Genomic DNA, 19,868 nt, shown 5'->3' with positions numbered 1-19,868 from the left:
CAACAATTGCACTAGCCAGAGCCGCGGTCTGCCGGGCTCTTCCACTGGAGGGATTTATCCATGAGCGATAAGCGACGCGGCCTCGGCCGTGGACTTGGCGCGCTGATTCCAAGTTCCGCCTCGGCTAACGCCTCCGGAAACGGTTCCGCGCCGTCCCGGCCCGTGGATTTGTTCTTCCCGGAGGCCAGGAAGCGAAGCTCCGATGCGGTGTTGATGGAAGAGACCGCCGAAACGACGGCAGCCCCGGCTGCCCCGGCTGCCCCGGCAGAGAAGACGACGGCGTCTTCCGCACCGGAAGCACTTTCGGGCACCGCAGCTCCAGACCAGGCTGCCGAGGCGGCTGCTCCGTCCACGACTGCGGCCAAGAGCTCAGCCGCCAAGGAGTCGCGTCCTGCAACGTCGGCCGGTGCTGCCGCCAAGAAGGCACCCGCCCGCAAGGCATCTGCGGCCCGGACCGGTACACAGGACGCGGACGACGCCGACGCGCGGACCGCTTCTGCGGCCGAGGTCGACGCCGCAGACAATGGGGTGGATCTGGTTGAGGTCCCGGGCGTCCGTTTTGCGGAAATCGCGGTGTTGGACATCCACCCCAACCGCAAGCAGCCGCGCTCAGTCTTCGATGAGGACGACATGGCGGAGCTCGTGCACTCGGTTCGCGAAATTGGTGTCCTCCAGCCAATTGTGGTGCGGACTTCAACCGAGGAAGGTGGCGAACCGTATGAGCTCGTCATGGGTGAACGCCGCTGGCGTGCAGTGCAGGCTGCCGGCCTGGAAACAATCCCCGCGATTGTCCGCGATACCACCGATGATGACCTGCTTCGCGATGCGCTGTTGGAGAACCTCCACCGCAGCCAGCTGAACCCGCTCGAAGAAGCAGCGGCCTACCAGCAGCTGCTGGAGGACTTCGGAACCACACACGAGCAGCTGGCCGATCGTATTGGTCGGTCGCGGCCCCAGGTATCCAATACCCTTCGGCTGCTCAAGCTCCCGCCGTTGGTGCAGCGGCGGGTGGGTGCCGGCGTCATTTCGGCGGGGCACGCGCGCGCCCTTCTCGCCCTCCCCGATGCAGCGGCCATGGAACGTCTGGCGCAGAAGATCGTTGCTGAAGGCATGTCGGTCCGCGCCACCGAGGAAGCTGTAACGCTGTACCAGAGCCCGGCAGCTCCTACGAAGAACAACATCCCGCGTCCGGGTGCGCGGCACGAGCGCTTGGATTATCTGGCTTCCTCACTGTCTGACCGCTTGGACACCAACGTGAAGATTTCATTGGGTGCCCGCAAGGGACGCGTAAGCATTGAATTCGCCAGCGTAGAGGACCTAAATCGGATCATGGAAGTGCTTACGCCGGGAAGTCCAAGCTAAGCGACCACTGCCTTCGGCGTACAGGCTCTGTTTCACGTGAAACAGAGCCTGTTTTTTTGTGCTCAGACCCTGCAGATATGCCAGCATGTTCTTTAGTTAGGCCGGGCTCCCCTCTCCGTCTGCGGCTGTTGGGGACGCGTCTCCGCGCAGGTGCAGGTCCTCGAGTAGGCGGGCGCTAAACGATGCCCTGGAAGCTGGGGCCTGGAACCTAGGGTCTGCGATTGGCAGAGTCCCGGGCCCTTGTGTGGTGACTATCGGAGCCCCAGAGGAACCCGCCTGGGTCCGGTGCCTGTCTGGAGGCGCCGTAGAGGCCCTCGGGGCTGCATGAGCGGGTAGGCCTCAGCGTAGCTGGTTGGGGCTCTTTGCAGAGCTTGTGGGCGTTGTGGGCGTCCCCCACGGCTTGAAGCAGCTGGATTTCCGCATCGTCGTTACCGGGCGGTGCGTCGACGGTTGACCGTACGCGTCCATGCGGCGGGCGGTATTCTGGGCGGGGGGTGATCAACCGAAGTGTAATCGCTGAACGCGCAGTTACACCGCAAGGAATCTGCGAACTCCTGTCCAGACAGCACCGAGCAGGCATCATCATTGTCTCCTTTACGATTCAAGTGGTCTGAGGTGTTTCACGTGAAACACCCCCAGGCCTGCCGAATCAACATGCAGCAGCAGTTGCTGTCCCCGTTTTCGGCTGCCCGCCCGCGTCGGTAGGCCTCAGTGCTCCACGGCCCCACCTCGTTATCCGTGTAGTGCTTATGCGTGGATTGCGGAGAGTCGACGACTGAGGCAGGAATAGGCTTCGCGGGCACTAAGTGCGCATGAAAGGGTAATCCCTTCAAGGTCCAGGTGGGCTGAGATCTTCAGCGCTCATGGCCTTTGGAACTAATTGCTAAATATGAAAAGGGCCGCTGTTGCACGCCACGAGGGGAACTACCGCAAGAGGCGGACTTTCCTGAGGCTACCGAAGAGTCCAGTCAGTTCTTATGACCGGGTCACTCTTGAGCGGGTTAGCCCGTACAGTCCCGAGATCAGGGCCACGCTGGTGAGGGGGTGGGACGCGGCAGTCCGCAGCATGCCTGATGAAACCTCATCGTGGGGCTCCGGTGGAAATCTAGCCCCATGTCAGTGTCAGCTTTTCCGAGATGTTTCACGTGAAACAAGGCGCGGTGTGGTCAATTATTGCTGGAGTCCGCTGAGTGTCCGAGGCAGTGACAAGCGGAAGACTCGTTGAGACGGGTATGGTCACTACATCACCTTCGGCTGCTAGGTGACGGCCCTGCGCTTCTCGAGTTCAACTGACTTCCCGTCAGTCCTTACGCCGTCTCGGCCGCTCTAGGGATCACCAGCAGTGCTGCGCAGTCTCCCCTCTTCTTTCTGCTGTTCGCGCCTAGATGCCAGCGGACGGCGTCTAGGGCGCTGTGGCGCTTGAGCGGAGCGAGTAGTTGAGACTCATGGCGCTGGGCCTCGAACTAAACATGCGACCAGCAGGAGCCGCAGGAAATTGCCCAAGATGCTGATCGAGCTGTGGCCTGGCGAACAGCTGGGACTGCTGGATTCGCGGCAAGTAGACGCATAGTAGCGGTGCCGTGGTGATCAGCAGGCGGAGGGACTTCTATGCCGTGCTGATCGGATACGTAGCGTTTGATGGGTGTGATGGACAGGTCAGCGTCCTCTGTAAAGTGCTGGTCTCACAGCTAACTGTCAGTGGGCGGGTTGCCCCTAGATCAGTGCTGCGGCGATATTGCTTGGCACTCCGTGGCAGCTCGGGAGGCTCAACCATTCTTCACGAAGGGTGACGCGACTTTGGGCCCGCTCCCCCGGAGAAGTTTCTCGGGCAGACACGTTCCTGGCCACTTGGCTGGGTGTTCGTCCCCGAGTTGATGGCGTTGATGCAGCCCGCAGTCGGATGAGCGACCGTTGACTGTGACGCCTTCCGCGCGCCTTCTTCGGCCCAAGCTGATGTTCCGCCAGTCCTTGGCTTGTCCGACCCGAGAGGGCCCCATCCACCTGGTTGGGAGGTTCTACTTTTGGGAACCTAGGAGAAACTCCTGGCTCGGAGTTGCTGCGCAGGCCCTGGGCTTTTAGGCGGGTCCGAACTCTGTGGTGGAACTGGCTATGGTCTCGCGCTTCGCGGGATTCGTTGGCTGACCCCCTTTTAGCGGCCAGGCATCGGGGTCACTAGGTAGGTCTTCACGGCGGCCGGAACACGATCGATTGGATGGGATATGCCGGTGGATATCGCTGTGGATAACTTTGTGGATTATTCCGGGCCTGCTGCGACTCAGGCGCGCCGACCCTAGGGGCATGGTGGGTCGCTGAAGTCAGGTAGGGCTGGCCCCAGAGCTGGGTAGGTCATGTTTCACGTGAAACGGTGAGAAGAGTTTGTGACGACAACTCACTACACCCGGCTGTGCTTCCAAAATCCCCGTACTGTGGTTAAATTTTCGATGATCTAGGCGGGTTGAGCGTCCCCGCACTATGGACGCTCTAATAGAGGTCGGACGCCGGATTTGCGGATCCTGAGACAACGATCGTTGGCACTCCGCTGAGGCCGGGTATCTGCAGCGTAAGACCTGAGGATAGAGCTGTGCGTAATATCTCGGCGGCATGTGGATAACTATGTGTATAACTATCGGCAAGCCACGGCCGGCCGGGCCAGTGAACTGGTTACTCCTCCCACTTGAGGGCCCCTTCCCCGCCGTCGTGGAAGTAGAGTCGGGCTGACGTCATACGGCAGAGGGGGTCGCTCTCGAGTAATGAGAACCAGCGCCCGAACCCGTGTGCAGATTTTATGCCGTGCTTTCACACACCCCACCGCAGAACAAGTCAGATAGTTTTGTCGGACCCCGTTGTCGTGACCGACCCATACGCTCAGCCAGCGATGATGCAGCTGGGGAGTTTGGCGTGGAGCTGTATGGCGGTGGGTCACGTGTATGGGGCCGCCCGGATGGCGCTGGAAGGCTGGGCACCTCCGCGGTGGAAGGGTTGTCGAGGTGGTGGCAGGAGACGAGGAGGTGCCCCAGGTCAGCCCGACCAAAACAACACTGCATGCCTTGCTTTCGGTGGGACGGGTAGATCCGACCCGCGCCGGCGGAGTACCAGGAGGGGCCATCGGGTCACCTGCGTTGTGGCGGTCCTGATCGGGCAAGCGGGAGTAGCAGGACCCGCTTCCCCTGGGACCTCCGGACGGCTGCAGGAACTGCTGTCGGTAGGACCTCCGTACGGCAGCATGGCCTGTTGCCGCTGGGCCTCCGGACGGCAACGCATTTTGATTCCTGCAGAGCCCGCGCTGACATCCCCTGATAACCGGGTTGGCCCCGGTGCGGCCGTGGAGCTCCGCGATTTGGCGCCCGCATGGTCGTGAGTCCTGCCAAGAAATCCATGGGTTGTTTGATGGTTTGTGCCGAGTTGACGCGTGTCACGCATTTGGTCCAAGAGGCTGGGACCCGATCTCATGTGGGCGAGGTCGTCCGCTTGCTCTGAATAGGCGGGCAGCTGCGGGCTCTGGAGAGGCAGACCGCTGTGGCAAAGTGACACCGCTTTACTGCCATGAGGACGTCGGCATGCCAGACGCAAGAACCGGTTGCGACGTGACCTGCGACTGCATGGGATGTCCCCGGGCTGACTGACATAGGTTCAGTTCAGAGGCCGCCTGAGCTGTTCTCTCTGCCCTTCTCGCTCCTATTGTCGGGGCATGGTCCCCTGCCGACTCCTCAACCCGCATTGATTTCTCGGCTCCGCCGTGGAAGCTTCCACAAGGTGTAGGCCGCCTGAGTGAGGCTTTTGGGTGAACTAAGCGGCGCGGCTTCCCAAGGCTCAGGACAGTCCAGCAGCGTGGAAATCTGCTACAGAGCGACCTCCGCGCACTCATTAAGTGCAGTACCTCGCGCTGGTTCTATGTTTCACGTGAAACAAGACGATACGGGGTCCGCCATTCGACGGGAGCTGGGTTTTGTCCGTGGCGCGGTCCAGGACGCCAGATCGTTGAGTGGCGGGCTCCCCTGTTTCTTTAGGATTCGTTCTCAACCCGGTTGTGGTTCTCCACCAAGCGGAAGCGCAGAGGGCACCCGCGAAAGGGCTCAGGCGGTCTGGCTGTGCGGATACGCGCGTTGAGTGCACCCCACGAAGGGGCTCAGCCGGTGTGGCCCTGTAAGGTCTGGCCCTGCGCGGATACGCGCGTTGAGGCCACCTCCGCGAGGGGGTCTGCGTTGATCTGGCCCGGCGTGGGCATGCGCGTCGAGGCTTACGGTGTGTGCCGACGCCGCTGGTCCTCGAGCTGATTATCCTTTTGATAGCTGTCTATCGGAATGAACGGTGAATTCGCGCGTCAGCCACTTGGATCGATGGCTCCGCTGCGATATCCATGTTGACGGCTGTCCGGTGAGCGTTTCACGTGAAACATGACCCTGGGCGGGCGTCCAACCCACTTTGTTCAAGGATGATCTATCACCGTCCTGGTCTGGACAGCTGCACTCCGGGGGTACGACAAGCCTTAGCGCGGCGGTAGGACCACTTCACAGCCGCACCGCGATTGGGGGGCTAGTACCTGTGTCTTCTCAGAGACGTTCCCGGAGGGCCCCGCGAACGGTCTGGATCCGCCCACCTAGGTCATGATCGACGGCCGCTTCCAGAGGATGGCCGAAATCGCGACGATCGGCTTGTCCGTGGTGCCGAAATCCTGTCTTCCTGCGGTAAGGTGCGGAGACACGGCCCAGCGCGCACGAGGAATCTGTTCTGAACCCGGGCCGTCGCGCAAAGCGTGTATGGAGTTCCTGACGGCCCGCCAATCAAGGTTTCACGTGAAACATTGCCAACGGTCCCCTAGGTACGTACCGAGAATGACTGTGTTGAGGACGGTGCGAGGAAACATACGAACGAAGGCAGCATCCCAGGGGCATTTTGGGCCCGGATCTTAGGACAACACGGTCCCCAAGCGGGCCCTCCGGTTTCACGTGAAACATGCACCCGCTGGGACGCCTATCGCGGGAGGTCTGATGATAGTGACGAAGAAAGCAAAGCAGGACCGGCCTATTGCAAAACTTAACTCCCCCGGAAACTTGGTTAGATGAGAGCCGGCCTACTAGCGTCGGCGAACCTAGGTCGCCCGCCGCGTTCAAGCCGTTCCGTCCCAGCGATGCGCGGCCGACCGCGCCGGCCTGCCGGCCCTTCTCGCGCGCGGGGCGGGAGGCCTCTCTTGGCGCGGCGCCGGCCCCGCGGGTGCCCCTGGATCACGCTGCAATCAGCAGGTTTTTTGCTCAACGGCCGGTGATTCCTAGCAATCTGAGCTCATCAAAGGCTGGTGTCCGCCTGCTGCCGTGTGCCGGATGCTGTAGGTGTCGTCGTGTCCAATTCCAGGGAATTCATACAGCTCGATTAACGACTTTAGGTTTCATCCCCGTCAATGCGCCAGCTCCGGTTTGACGCTGGCCAGCGGCCAGCCGCCGCAGGCGGCACGCCGCCACGCCGCCTCGGCCGGCCAGCAAATGCAGCCCACAAGGGTCCTGCGCCCCCGGGGCCCGCACCGGGAAGCGCGCCGATCCGTTCAGCCACGCAGGAGGCCCGGAAAAAGGCGGTGGCCCCCACTTCTAAAGTGGGGGCCACCGCCCGGCTGCTGACCCTTCGGCCGGATCAACCGGCCAGCGCGGGGCCAGCGCGGGAGCAGGTTAGGACAGGAAGTCCGCGAATTCCTTTTCGAAGAACTGCTTTGGCCGGGCGCCAATGACGGTGCCCTTCACTTCGCCGCCCTGGAACAGGTAAACGGCGGGGATGGAGGTGATGCCGTATTCGGCAGCGATCGCCGGGTTGTCATCAACGTTGACCTTGACGACGTTGACCTTTTCACCGTACTCAACGGAGATCTCGTCGAGGATCGGGCTGAGCTTGCGGCAGGGTCCGCACCATTCGGCCCAGAAATCGACGATGACGGGCTTGTCGGCTCCCAGCACGTCGGTGCCGAAGCTGGCGTCTGTTACATCTTTAGCGTTGCTCATAACCTTGTCTCTCTCTTGGGTGATTGCCGCGCGCTGATTAGGCGTGGAGGTCAGCGAGGTAGTGCTCGACGTCGAGGGCTGCGACACAGCCGGATCCCGAAGCCGTGATGGCCTGGCGGTAGGTCGGGTCGATCACGTCGCCGGCGGCGAAGACGCCCCGGACGCTGGTTTTGGAGGTGCGGCCGTCAACGGCGATGGTGCCTTCGGGCGAAAGGTCCAGCTTGCCCTTGACGAGGTCGGTGCGAGGATCGTTTCCGATCGCGACGAACACGCCGGTGACGGCGAGTTCGGTTTCGGTGCCGTCAAGCAGGTTCTTCAACCGGAGCCCGGTGACCTTGTCGCCGCCGAGCACGTCCTCCACACCGCTGTTCCAGATGAAGTTGATCTTCTCGTGGGCCAGGGCGCGGTCGGCCATGATCTTGGAGGCACGCAGGGTGTCGCGGCGGTGCACCACGGTGACCGACTTTGCGAACTTGGTGAGGAACAGTGCCTCTTCCATCGCCGAGTCGCCGCCGCCAATCACCGCGATGTCCTGATCCTTGAAGAAGAAACCGTCGCAGGTTGCACACCAGCTCACGCCGTGGCCGGAAAGGCGCTTTTCGTTGGGCAGGCCGAGCTCGCGGTAGGCGGAACCGGTCGACAGGATAATGGACCGTGCCTGGAAGGTCTCTCCCGTGGCAATCGTGACGGTCTTGATATCGCCGTCGAGATCCAGTTCGGTGACGTCCTCAAACTGGATCTCGGTACCGAAGCGCGCGGCCTGCTTCTCGAAGTTTTCCATCAGGTCCGGACCCATGATGCCGTCCGGGAAACCCGGGTAGTTTTCGACGTCGGTGGTGTTCATCAGTTCACCGCCGGCGGTAACGGACCCGGCCAAGAGCAGCGGTTTCAGGTTGGCGCGTGCCGTGTACACCGCGGCCGTGTAGCCCGCCGGTCCGGAGCCGACGATGATGACATCACGTACTTCGGACGCGGTGTTTTCTGCGTTGGTCACTGAACGGTGAACCTCTTCCTTTATCGATGCGCCCGCCAGGGTGGCCGGCCACATGGCACAACTATGGTGGGTAGCTGAATATTCCGCCCGGCCCGGCGCTAGGGCAGGGATGCGCGGCCGCAGCAGCTCCTACTGGATCTTGATCTCAGCCAGGCGGAGACCGTAGCCGTACCGGGTCTTTGGGGCGGCCAGCTTCGGCAGGCTCTTGATGGAAACAATCACGTACTGCGCCGTGACCGGTTCCTGCAGCGGCATGGTGAGCTCCGGCGAGGTGAAGCTGTTACTGCCCACCTGTTTGGCGCCATCAAGCGAGGGCCGGTTGTTGGTGAAGACGCTGATATTGCCGCCTGAGGCGCCGAGCTGGCTCAGCGTCACCGAGGAGATTTGGGCCGGGGCCTTCAGTTTGACGACCAGCGGAACGCCGTCAGGGGCGAAACCGCCCCAGGCGTCGTTCGCAAATTCCATGTCGGACCAGTAGCTGGCGGCGTTGCCGTCGAAGGTCTTGACCAGGTCCCCGTCATAGGTTGCGGCGAAGTCGAAGTTACCGATCCGGCTGACCGATTCGATAGCCGGCGGCACGGCGGCCGGCGGTGCGCTTTCGCTGGCCGAGGGCGTTGCGGACTGCGCCTGCGTGCTCGCTGCGGGAGCCGTGGACTTGCCGGCCTCGGGTGTACTGCCCTTGAAAAGCCCGCCAAGGTTGGTTACGGCAAAGATGAGGCCGATGACCAGGACGGCCGCCAGCAAGGCGCCGACAAGCCAGCGCATGGAACGGGGCTCGCGACGGGGTGTCTCGTCGTCGTCGTCCTCGTCGTCGTTGTAGCGGTCATCTGACGGAGTCTGCTTGGCGGAAGCCGGGAAGCTGCGCGCAGCCCGGTCGGCACCGGAGCCGGAGAGGGCTGCTGCTTCCAGCGCTGTTGTCCGTTCATCCGGCTCGGCATCGTCGTAGTCGTCGTCTTCCCAGCGGGAAACCTTTGGTGTCGTATCCGCCGGTGGTGTCTTCGGTGCAGGCGGGACAGGCTGTGCGGGCTGGACCGGCTGGGCTGCCGTTGGCTGCACCGCAGCTTCCTGCGGCGCGGTCTTCGGGGATTTCGCAGCGTTCACCGCGGCGACCCCTGCCGCTCCCGCTGCTACCCCGGCTGCTGCTGCGCCGGTACCGCGGGCGCCAGCGGCCGGCGCGGCCGGAGCCGGAGCCGGAGCCGGGGCGGCGCGCTGCGCGGGTGCCGACGGCGTCGGGGGCTGCTGCCCGGCCAGACGCTGGTGCTCTCCATAGTTGATGTAGCCTGCGTCGACTTCCTCGTCGTCGTAGAGTCCGTCATAGGTCTCAGGCTCATTCGACCGCGGTTGTCCGAAGATCTCACTGCCCAGTGTGTCGGTGAAGAACGGTTCCACGTAGGGCGGGTTGGAACTCACCACAAGGTCCAGCAGGTCTGCGGCTGAAGTGTGGTTGGTGATGAGGTAAGTGGCGGCGTCGCTGACCCCCAGGTCGAGGATCTGGACATGCCCGGGCCGCTCGCCGGTGGCCACCTCGCGGGCGCTCTGCGCCACCTGGTCGGCGTTGCCTGGACCGGCTACAAGGATGCTCACCGGCCGGTTCAGAACCTGGTCCACTCCGTCCAGCACCAGATCCTGGTCATGCGAGGTCAGTACAGTGGCTGTGACCTTGTAACGGCCGCCAAGTACTGATCCGACATCGATCGGGTGGGACACGGGCTCCTCCTAGGCTGTCCGGGAACTGCCGGCCTCGATGACTTCGTCAGTCACTCAAGGCCCCCGGTAAAGCCGGTTGACCCCTGGTCTGCAACTCCCCTTGTTAGTCTTCGATCCTAGCTGATGCAGTCTCTGCGCCACGTGACCTAAGGCATCGCGAACCGGATGCACGTCATTTTTTCCTGCGGCGGTCGAACGGGAAGTAAGGATTGTGGCCGGCCTGGCCCTGGTACGTCCGGCGCCCCGGCAACGGAATCTCGCCGCGGCCCTGGCTGCCCTGAGCGGTGCCGGGCAGCTCCTCTTCGGGGAGGTACCCGCCGTCGGCCGCCCAGCCCTGGGCGTCCTGCCGGCCCAGGTCCGGGCCCGCACGGAAGGAAGCGGCGTCGAACTCGCCAGAGATGCGGGGAATCAGGCCGGTGTCCACCGACGTGGTGGCGCGCTCCGGCGTCGGGCGGGCCGCTGCCTGAACGTCGGGAGCGGCAGCGTCAGCGCCGCCGGCTCCGGGAGCGGCTTCCGGCCCCGGGGCGGCGGGGGTGCGGCGCAGGCGTCCCAGCAGCGGCTGCAGCAGGTCCTGCAGTTCGGTAACCCGGAGGACCTTCAGCAGGACCAGGTAGATGGCGAGCATCACGGGCCCGACGACGACGACCGTCACCAGGGCGGCGGGACGGCTGCTCCAGGCGAAGCCGTCGGACTGGTAGCTGCCCATCAGCCATAGTGCGCCGGCGCCGGCCACGGCCGAACCGAGCGCCGCGTAACCCATCCGGATGTAGGAGCTGGCCACGCGCGGCCCGTCCAGGTGGCCGAGCAGGCGGCGGAGGAAGAACGCACTGACCATCACGGAGAGGATGTTGCCGCCGGTGTAAAGAATCGCGATCGCGAAGATGATCTGGTCAAAGGGAAGGAACTGGATGAAGAAGGCCGCCACCACGTTGACGAAAGCCAGCACCAGCTGGATGAAGAAGGGGGTCCGGGCATCCTCGTTGGCATAGAAAACCCTGGACATCATGAAATTCGCGCTCATGAACGGTGTGCTCAACGCCAGGATGGTCAGCGTCTGGGCGAGCATCACGCCGTCTTGCTTTTGCCCGCCCGAGAAGAACATGCCCAGCGGTCCCGCGAGGGCGAAGAGCGCCAGGGCACCGAATACCGTGGCGACGGCCATGGTGCGCAGGCCGTGCGACAGCGCCCTGCGCAGTTCGGCCCGGTTGCCGTCCTGGGAGGCACGGGTCATGCGGTTAAACAGCACGGTGGCCAGCGACAGGGCAATGATGGAGTGCGGGAGCAGGTACAGCTGGCTGGCCACTTCCAGCACGGCGTTGCCGGGCAGGGTGGCCGCCGCGGCGTGCTCTCCTGCGCGTTCGAGCCGGAGGCGCTCGGCCCCAGGGATCGTGGCGATGCGCATGACGTAGAGGAATGCCAGCTGCCCCACGGCAGCGGTGGCCAGGGTCCACACGCTCAGCTTCGCCGCCTGCCCCAGGCCCACCCCGCGCCAGCCGAACCGCGGGCGCAGGCCCAGCCGCAGCCGGAAGACCGGAACCAGCAGGATGGCCGTCTGCGCCACCACCCCGATCGTAGAGAACCCCGCCACCAGGAAGGTCTGGAATGAGCCCCAGTTGTCGAGCGTGTGCGGGTTGCTGGCGTTGGCGCCCAGGATTCCGATGAACATGCCCAGGCCGGCAATCGCGACAATATTGTTCAGGATGGGTGCCCACATGGCCGGCCCGAAGGCGCCGTTCGCGTTCAGGACCTGGGTGAGCAGGGCGTATAGGCCGTAGAAGAAGATCTGCGGCAGGCACCAGAATGCAAAGGCCACGGCCAGCGATTTCTGCGCCGGCGAATAGCCCTGCGTGGTCAATTCGATCACCCAGGGCGCCAGGAGGGTCACCAGCAGGGTGAGTGAGAGCAGCACGACAACGGCCAGGGTCAGCAGCCGGCTGATGTAATCCGCGCCCCGGTCCGGTGCCTTGCTGGCCTTGATGATCTGGGGCACCAGGACGGCATTGAACACGCCGCCGGCCACCAGCAGGAAGATCAGGTTCGGCAGGTTGTTGGCGTTGATGAAGGTGTCTGTCACCGTGGAGCCGAGGCCCAGGGCGGCTCCCAGCATCCAGGTTTTTCCGAAGCCCAGGAAGCGCGACACCAGGGTTCCGGCGGCCATGACGGCGCTGGAACGCGCCTCTCCGGAATGGGCGTCCTGGGGGTCGTCGTTCCCGGAGGGGGCGGGCTTTGCTGATCGGGGCTTGGCGGCAGACATTATCTTCATCGTCTCACCCGGGCGCGACTTTGTGCGCCATCCGGGCAGCGGGACGGCGCGGAGTCCGACGGCGCGGACCGCCTGCCGGGCACCGCCGGCGGCGGCCTCAGCGGTGTTCGGGCAGGACTTCCCGGGCAAGGTCCGCGATGCGGCGCTCATTCGGGAAGGAGAGCTTGCGGGCGAGTTCGTGGATGGGCACCCAGGCGACGTCCACCGCTTCCTGGTCCGGGTCATTCTCGATGGTCAGTTCCCCGCCGGTGGACTGCAGAAGATAGTGGTGGACGGTCTTATGGACGCGGTGTCCGCTGACGGTGAACCAGTAATCGATGCTGCCAAGCGGCGCGAGGATCTTGCCTTCGATCCCGGTTTCCTCCGCGATTTCACGGACGGCGGCTTCCTCGTTGCTTTCCTTGCCTTCCGGGTGGCCTTTGGGCAGGCACCACTCAAGGCGTCCGCCCCGGTTGAGGCGGGCAATGATGGCGACCCGCAGTTCGGCGTCGGAGGTATCCACCACCACGCCGCCGGCGGAGACTTCCTCGACGGTCGGCAGCGACGCCTGTCCCGGGTGCTGCGCGGGCGCGACGTTGGCACCGATTGCCGAGGGCAACGGTGCGTTTGTCCTCCTGCCGGGAGCGCTCGGTACGGGATGGGCCATGAAGTCCACTCTAACGACTCTTGCCCGGACTTGATGACCTAAACATGACAGGAAAGTGGCCGGGCGGAAAACTGGATCGGCGGCCCTTCCCCTCCGCGCCGCGGGCACCGGCGGTCCGTGCACCGCCATGGTGTGGTGCTGGCCGGGATTTCTGACAAGCTTAAGAGACTATGGCGCACGCACATCACCAGACTGACTCCCACACCGTCGACTTCCAGGTAGACCCGGTGGTCCTCGAGCTTGGGCAGCGCTTCGTCGACGCCGGTCATGAACTCTCGCTCGTCGGCGGACCGGTGCGTGACCTCTTCCTCGGCCGGGTATCGCCGGACCTGGACTTCACCACCGACGCGACGCCGGACCAGACGGTGGCACTGATCAAAAAATGGGCCGACAACTACTGGGAGATCGGGCGCGCCTTCGGAACGATCGGCATGCGCAAGGCCGGGTTCCAGATCGAGATCACCACTTACCGGGCCGAGGCCTACGATCCGGAATCACGCAAGCCCGTCGTGGCGTTCGGAACCTCGCTCACCGATGACCTGCTACGCCGGGACTTCACGATTAACGCCATGGCCCTGCGGCTGCCGGCGTTGGAACTGGTGGACCCGTTCGGCGGCGTCCGGGACCTGCACTCGTCCACGCTCGCCACCCCCGGCTCCCCGGCGGACTCTTTCTCCGACGATCCGCTGCGCATGATGCGCGCAGCGCGCTTCGCTTCCCAGCTGGGCGTGTCGGTGCACCCGGACGTGCGCCAGGCCATGACGAAAATGGCCGAGCGGATCAAGATCATCTCCGCCGAGCGTGTGCGCGACGAACTGGTCAAGCTGATCTGCGCCGCCCGGCCCCGGACCGGTGTGGACCTCCTGGTCGAGACGGGGCTTGCCGAGTTCGTGCTGCCCGAAGTGTCCGCCCTGCGCCTTGAGTCCGACGAGCACCACCGCCACAAGGACGTCTACCAGCACTCGCTGCAGGTCCTGGAACAGGCCGCCGCGCTGGAAACCGACGCGGACGGCCCGGTGCCCGGCCCGGACTTTGTGCTGCGGTTCGCTGCCCTGATGCACGACGTCGGCAAGCCCGCGACGCGCCGCTTCGAGCCCGGCGGCGCGGTGAGCTTCCGCCACCACGACATGGTGGGCTCCAAGCTCACATCGAAGCGGATGAAGGCGCTCCGCTTCGACAATGACACGATCAAGGCCGTGGCCAAGCTGGTGGAGCTGCACATGCGCTTTTACGGCTACGGCGACGCGGGCTGGAGCGACTCGGCGGTCCGCCGCTACGTCACCGACGCCGGGCCGCTGCTGGAGCGCCTTCACCGGCTGACCCGCTCGGACGTGACCACCCGCAACCAGCGCAAGGCTGAGCGCCTCGCCTTTGCCTATGACGACCTCGAGGCGCGGATCGCCGCGCTGCGCGAGCAGGAGTCGCTCGACGCCGTCCGCCCCGACCTTGACGGCGGCCGGATCATGGCGTTGCTGGGGCTCAAACCCGGTCCGGAGGTGGGGCGGGCCTACAAGTTCCTGCTGGAAGAGCGGATGGAACACGGACCGCTGGAGCCTGCCGTGGCCGAGGCCAAGCTGCACGAATGGTGGGCGGCGCAGCCGGAAGCCGCCGCCGTCGACGTTTCCCCAACTGAGGAGTCCTAAGTGATTGCACCTTCCAACGGTCCCCGTCCCCAGCTCTGGATCCTGCGCCACGGTGAAACGGAATGGTCCAAGAGCGGCCAGTACACCGGCCTGACCGACCTGCCGCTCACGGTGGAAGGCGAGCAGCAGGCCGTGGAGGCACGGAAGGTACTCGACGCCGTCGACTTCGACCTCGTGCTGACCTCCCCGCTGCGCCGGGCACGCCGGACCGCGGAGTTGGCCGGCTTCCCCGACGCGCAACAGGAACCCCTGGCGGTGGAATGGGATTACGGCGAGTACGAGGGCATCAGTTCGGACCTGATCCGCAAGGACAACCCCGACTACCTGATTTGGACCCACGGCGTGCCCAACGGGGAAGCCCTCGACGACGTTGCCGCCCGCGCCGATAAAATCGTGGCCCGGGTCCTTGAGTCAGGCCTGGACAACGTCCTGATCGTGGCGCACGGCCATTTCTCCCGCATCCTCACCGCCCGGTGGCTTGGGCTCGACGCCCACGAAGGCCGCCACTTTGTGCTCGGCACCGCGAAAGTATGCACGCTCGGCTGGGACAAGAAGACCCCCGCCGTCGTGCGTTGGGGCCTATAAACACCGCCTAAATACCGCTGAGGAAAGTTTTTTGGCAAAAGTTTATGAATTCGGTGGCCTGCCGCCGCATTCATGGTGTATTTTTATTTCTGACCCCAGAGCGACCTGCCGGGGTCACGGCGCGCGTCGCCCGGCCAGTCAGCCGGAGCCACGGCAGAACAGAAAAGGAGGTTGGGAAAAATGATTACTTTGACTAGCGGATGGATGTACACCCTCACCGCAAACCCGGCCTCCGTCGCTGCCGCGCGCCCGAACGTCGGACTGTCCGCCTGATAGCTCCTCCGCTCCCGGCCTGACGCCGGAACCGGAAGATTGCCAGGTTGTCCCGCAGGGCAACCATCACGGAACGTCTGACCCAGCGGAACCACGCGGTTGCGCAGTACCCCCATAGTTCGGAACCCAGCTTCTTGTTGGGGTTGCGGCGCGACGCGTCCGGGGCCATTTTTTGCCTTTTCATCACCACCCGATTAGCACCGGGCATTTCCATGCCTAATTAGGGCTTTATTCATTCATTTTCAGGGGCCCTAATTGTCGTACCCAATTACTTTTCATTTCCACAACTACGAAAGGTCCCTTGTGACTCTTGCTCCGAGCCCCATTAGCCGCACCGCCACCCGGCGGGGCCTCCGAAACCACCGTTCCTTCCAGCACCCCCGAGGGGAGGTGACCACCATGATCCGGAAACTACAGGACGTGCTGATCTTCAACTCACAGCCCGTGCGCAAGGACAAGACGCGCTTCAACGCCCAGCTGCTTGAGCAGCGGCGCGAAGACATCTTCCTTGCCATGCACCAGATGGGACTCCTCCGCTGACGCCGCGGCGCCTCGGTCCAGGCCACGGCGGAATTCATGCCCAGCGAAGGAGGAACTGATGAGGACCATTGGAACCGATCCCCAAGCAGCCCACGCGGCAACGCGTGGGCTGCTTGTTTTAACCGCCCCTCACCACCGCGCCTTCCGCCGGTCCCCGCCCTCTGTCCCCGTCCCCTCTCACCTTCCCCTGGGGCCCGCCACCGCGGAGCGCTGCGGCCCCGGTAAGCTCAAGGCATGCAGGAGACAATGCCGCCGGAGAACCGCAAGCGGACCCGACTGGTAGTGCCAAGCCGCAGCGACCTGCTGCTGCGGAATTTCACCGAACTCGTCGGGGGCCCGCTGGGCCGCCGCACCGCCCCCGGCATCGTCTCCCCCGGATTCTTCACGGTGGAACGGGTACTGGTCCTGCTCACTGTCCTGGCTGCCCTGATGGGGATCCTGCTGAAGAACTACTGCCGCAGCAAGGGCTGGGAGTCCCCCGGTCAGTTCTATGCCACCTGCTACTCGGACTTTCCTGAACTGTTCAGGAACCGCGGCCTGGGCGACGGCGCCTTCCCGTTCCTCACCGCGGGCAGCTTCTTCGAGTACCCCGTCCTGATGGGTCTCATCGCCGGTGCCACGGCGCTGCTGGTCCCCGGGCACGGCGTGAGCAACGCCCGCGTCCTGGCCTATTTCGACGTCAACGCCACCCTGGTCGCCGCGGTCTGGATCGTCACCGTGCTGGCCACCGCTCGGACCGCGCGCCGCCGGTCCTGGGACGCCGCCATGGTGGCCCTCGCCCCGGGCATCGTCCTCGCCGGCTTCATCAACTGGGACATGTGGGCCGTCGCGCTGCTGGCCCTGGGGATGTATTTCTTCTCGAGGAACAAGCTGCTCCTCGCGGGCCTGTTCATCGGCCTCGGCACCGCGACCAAGCTCTACCCGCTGCTGATCCTGGGCGCAGTCCTGGTCCTGGCCCTCCGGACCGGCAAGATCCGCACCTTCCTGGTCACCGCCGGCGCCGCCGCCGCGACCTGGCTGGCCGTGAACCTCCCGGCAGCCACCGGCGACCCGGCCGGCTGGAAGTACTTCTACCAGTTCACCGAGTCACGCCCGGCGGGCTACAGCTCCCCCTGGTTCGCGTACAACCTCGTTGCCGGCCGGCTGGGCTGGAAGCCGCTGGAAGCCGAGGTGATCAACGGCCTGGCCCTGAACCTTTTCCTGCTGGCCTGCGTGCTGATCGCCGCCCTCACCCTCGCGGCACCGCGGAGGCCGCGGCTCGCCCAGCTGGCGTTCCTGATCGTGGCCGCCTTTATCCTCACCAACAAGGTGTATTCGCCGCAGTTCGTGATCTGGCTGATCCCGCTGCTTGCCCTGGCCCGGCCCAGGTGGCGGGACTTCCTTCTCTGGCAGGCCATTGAGGGCCTGCACTGGGCGGCCATCTGGATGTACCTCGGCCAGGTGACCAGCGGAGGTCCCACCCAGCACAACATCGACATGCCCTACTACGTCCTCGCCGTCGTGGCCCACATGCTCGCCACCGGCTATCTGATGGCGCGTGTTGTGTGGGACATCTGCGCCCCGGGCTACGACGTCGTACGCCGGGGCGGTGTGGACGACCCGCACGGCGGCCCGTTCGACGGCGCCGCGGACTGGTTGCGGCTGAACCTGCGGCGGCCGGCAGCTTCTGTGCTGCCATGGCGGCGCGTCCACACGGGGATCGATTCCCGTGCCTGATGTAGCCGTCGTCGGGTCCGGTCCGAACGGGCTGGCGGCTGCGGTGACCATGGCCAGGGCCGGGCTGGCGGTGCACGTTTACGAGGCGGCCGGCTCCGCGGGCGGGGGCCTGCGGACCACCGAGCTGATCGAGCCGGGATACCTCCACGACGTGTGCTCAGCGGTGCACCCGATGGTCCTGGCGTCACCCTTTTTCCGGGAGTTCGGGCTGTCCCGGCGGATCCGGCTGGAGGTCCCCGAACTCTCCCACGGTGCCCCGCTGGATGGCGGCCGGGCGGCGCTGGGCTACCGCTCGCTGGAGCGCACAGCCGCGGCCCTGGGGCGCGACGGCGACGCCTACCGCCGGCTCATGTCGCCCCTGGTGGACCGGATGGAGGGCGTTGCCGACCTGACCTTGAACCAGCTGCTCCGGGTGCCGCGGCGGCCGCTGGCGGCCGCCATCTTCGGGCTGCGGACCCTGGAGCAGGGCACCCGGTTGTGGGACGCGAGGTTCCGGGAGGAACTGGCCCCGGCCCTGCTGACCGGGGTGGCCGCGCACGCCGTGGCCCCGCTGCCGACGCTGCCCGCCGCAGGGGCGGGCCTGATGCTGGGGGCCCTCGGGCACGCCGGCGGCTGGCCCATCCCGGTGGGCGGCTCCGCCGCGATCGCCAGGGCGATGATGGCGGACATCGAAGCCCACGGCGGCGTGGTGCAGACCGGGGTGCGGATTGACTCGTTGGCCGACCTTCCGCCGGTCCGGGCCACCCTGCTGGACGTGGCGCCGCCCGGACTGCTGCGGATCGCCGGCGGCCGCCTTCCGGCCGGCTACACCCGCGCACTCGAGTCGTTCCGCTTTGGCAACGGCGCCTGCAAGGTTGATTTCATTCTGTCCGGCCCGGTGCCGTGGAGGGCTCCGGAACTCGCCGAGGCCGGGACCGTGCACGTGGTCGGAACGCGTGCCGAGACCGCCGAGGCGGAGCGCCTCGTCGCCGCCGGCCGGCACCCGGAGCGGCCCTACGTCCTGGTCTCCCAGCCGTCCCGGTTCGATCCCTCCCGCGCACCGGCGGGCCGGCAGATCCTCTGGACCTACTGCCACGTTCCGGCCGGGTCCACGGTGGACATGGGCGGGGCCGTTATGGCCCAGCTGGAACGCTTCGCACCGGGGTTCCGGGAGCTGGTGGTCGATTACCGGGTGACGACGGCGGCGGAACTTGGGGAGTACAACGCGAACTACGTCGGCGGAGACTTCAGCGCCGGAGTGATGGACCTGCGCGGCCTGCTCCGGCGGCCGGTGCTGAGTCCCGTGCCGTGGCGGACCCCGCTTTCGGGCGTGTACCTGTGCTCGTCTTCGACCCCGCCCGGGCCGGGGGTTACCGGAATGCCAGGCTTCCATGCCGCAAGATATGCCTTAAAAGACATGTTCGGGCTCCCGGTCCCCAGCCTCGGCCCCTAGGTCGCCGGCACGAGGGTTTCCGCCGCCGAAAGACGGCCGTCGCGCATCCTCGCCACCGCATCGGTAAAGGACACCAACCCGGTGTCGTGCGTGACCATCAGGGTGGCCACACCGAACTCGTCTGTCACCTGGCGGAGCAGCCGGACGATCTCCTCGCTCCGCGTGTAGTCCAGCGCCGCCGTCGGCTCGTCGACCAGGAGGACCGCGGGGCTGGCCATCAGCGCCCGTGCAATGTTCACCCGCTGGCGCTGCCCGCCGGAGAGCTGGTGCGGGCGCTTGTCCAGCATGGACCCGAGGCCGACGCGTCCCAGCAGCGCTGCGGCTTTGCATCGCGCCTCGCGAAGCGGCTCGGACCGCAGATGGGCGGCGATGACGAGCTGCTCGACCGCCGTCAGGGACGGCAGCAGGTTCGGTTGCTGGAAGATGATCCCGATGCTGTCCCGGCGCAGCGCCGTCCGCCGGGCCTCCGGGAGGGAACCGGCCGCCTTGCCTGCGACCAGGACCGAGCCGGAGGTGGGCCGGACCAGGGCGGCGGCAACGGCCAGCAGGGAGGATTTTCCGGACCCGGACGGGCCCACCAGGGAGACGAATTCGCCCCGGCGGAGTTCCAGGCTCACGTCGTCCAGGGCGCGGAGCGTTCCGTCGCCGTCGGGATATTCGAGCGTCACGTTACTGAGTTGCAGGGCGGATTCCATATATATGCCTTTCAGGGAATGTTCAGTT

General features: G+C 65.2%; 12 protein-coding genes. 6 read left to right on the top strand and 6 right to left on the bottom strand.

Annotated features, from left to right (window positions below; translation table 11 throughout):
- The first annotated feature begins 60 nt into the window (after positions 1-60).
- A complete protein-coding gene (locus tag AC1MED_RS00765) occupies positions 61-1,362 on the top strand; it encodes a ParB/RepB/Spo0J family partition protein (RefSeq protein ID WP_479784917.1) in 1,302 nt (433 codons plus the stop codon).
- Between the two features lie 5,657 nt (positions 1,363-7,019).
- Here AC1MED_RS00765 and trxA read toward each other — a convergent pair.
- From trxA to AC1MED_RS00740, 5 genes are all read right to left on the bottom strand, one after another.
- Positions 7,020-7,346: a thioredoxin gene (gene trxA / locus AC1MED_RS00760; RefSeq protein ID WP_479784915.1), complete on the bottom strand. Its 327-nt coding sequence runs from the start codon at positions 7,344-7,346 to the stop codon at positions 7,020-7,022.
- Between the two features lie 37 nt (positions 7,347-7,383).
- On the bottom strand, positions 7,384-8,340 hold the full coding sequence (gene trxB / locus AC1MED_RS00755; RefSeq protein ID WP_479784913.1) for a thioredoxin-disulfide reductase: 957 nt from the start codon (positions 8,338-8,340) through the stop codon (positions 7,384-7,386).
- 129 nt (positions 8,341-8,469) lie between these two features.
- The gene (locus tag AC1MED_RS00750) at positions 8,470-10,047 is read right to left on the bottom strand and encodes an ABC transporter substrate-binding protein (protein WP_479784912.1); all 1,578 of its coding nucleotides are present in this window, start codon (positions 10,045-10,047) and stop codon (positions 8,470-8,472) included.
- 172 nt (positions 10,048-10,219) lie between these two features.
- Positions 10,220-12,301, bottom strand: coding sequence for a murein biosynthesis integral membrane protein MurJ (murJ, locus tag AC1MED_RS00745; protein WP_479786730.1), 2,082 nt, complete (start codon positions 12,299-12,301; stop codon positions 10,220-10,222).
- 106 nt (positions 12,302-12,407) lie between these two features.
- Positions 12,408-12,956, bottom strand: a complete 549-nt coding sequence (locus AC1MED_RS00740) for an NUDIX hydrolase (protein ID WP_346958757.1) — start codon at positions 12,954-12,956, stop codon at positions 12,408-12,410.
- 170 nt (positions 12,957-13,126) lie between these two features.
- Here AC1MED_RS00740 and AC1MED_RS00735 point away from each other — a divergent pair, with 170 nt between their 5' ends.
- From AC1MED_RS00735 to AC1MED_RS00715, 5 genes are all read left to right on the top strand, one after another.
- Positions 13,127-14,599 (top strand): CCA tRNA nucleotidyltransferase, encoded by a 1,473-nt coding sequence (locus AC1MED_RS00735; RefSeq protein ID WP_479784910.1) that lies wholly within the window; start codon positions 13,127-13,129, stop codon positions 14,597-14,599.
- Entirely contained in the window at positions 14,600-15,184 is a 585-nt protein-coding gene (locus AC1MED_RS00730) for a histidine phosphatase family protein (RefSeq protein ID WP_346958759.1), read from the top strand. It abuts the gene before it with no gap.
- Between the two features lie 672 nt (positions 15,185-15,856).
- Positions 15,857-15,997, top strand: a complete 141-nt coding sequence (locus tag AC1MED_RS00725; RefSeq protein ID WP_346958760.1) for a hypothetical protein — start codon at positions 15,857-15,859, stop codon at positions 15,995-15,997.
- Positions 15,998-16,231: 234 nt separating this feature from the next.
- Positions 16,232-17,713, top strand: a complete 1,482-nt coding sequence (locus AC1MED_RS00720; protein WP_346958761.1) for a glycosyltransferase family 87 protein — start codon at positions 16,232-16,234, stop codon at positions 17,711-17,713.
- Complete coding sequence (locus AC1MED_RS00715) at positions 17,706-19,145, top strand: phytoene desaturase family protein (RefSeq protein ID WP_479784908.1); 1,440 nt, start codon at positions 17,706-17,708, stop codon at positions 19,143-19,145. Before AC1MED_RS00720 ends, AC1MED_RS00715 begins: the two co-directional genes overlap by 8 nt.
- On the opposite strand, the gene AC1MED_RS00710 is transcribed toward AC1MED_RS00715, so the two are convergent.
- Positions 19,142-19,840 carry an ABC transporter ATP-binding protein gene (locus AC1MED_RS00710; RefSeq protein WP_479784907.1) on the bottom strand — a complete coding sequence of 233 codons (699 nt, stop codon included), beginning with the start codon at positions 19,838-19,840 and terminating at the stop codon, positions 19,142-19,144. The genes AC1MED_RS00715 and AC1MED_RS00710 overlap by 4 nt on opposite strands.
- Positions 19,841-19,868: the final 28 nt, after the last annotated feature.

This window comes from Arthrobacter sp. BI5 (assembly GCF_056680065.1).
This window is presented reverse-complemented; position numbering and strand designations above follow the sequence as displayed.

Coding starts and splice junctions, on each gene's coding strand:
- murJ (WP_479786730.1), bottom strand. CDS start 12,301: ATGTCTGCCGCCAAGCCCCGATCAGCAAAGCCCGCCCCCTCCGGGAAC.
- AC1MED_RS00710 (WP_479784907.1), bottom strand. CDS start 19,840: ATGGAATCCGCCCTGCAACTCAGTAACGTGACGCTCGAATATCCCGAC.
- AC1MED_RS00725 (WP_346958760.1), top strand. CDS start 15,857: ATGATCCGGAAACTACAGGACGTGCTGATCTTCAACTCACAGCCCGTG.
- trxA (WP_479784915.1), bottom strand. CDS start 7,346: ATGAGCAACGCTAAAGATGTAACAGACGCCAGCTTCGGCACCGACGTG.
- AC1MED_RS00765 (WP_479784917.1), top strand. CDS start 61: ATGAGCGATAAGCGACGCGGCCTCGGCCGTGGACTTGGCGCGCTGATT.
- AC1MED_RS00735 (WP_479784910.1), top strand. CDS start 13,127: ATGGCGCACGCACATCACCAGACTGACTCCCACACCGTCGACTTCCAG.
- AC1MED_RS00720 (WP_346958761.1), top strand. CDS start 16,232: ATGCAGGAGACAATGCCGCCGGAGAACCGCAAGCGGACCCGACTGGTA.
- AC1MED_RS00740 (WP_346958757.1), bottom strand. CDS start 12,956: ATGGCCCATCCCGTACCGAGCGCTCCCGGCAGGAGGACAAACGCACCG.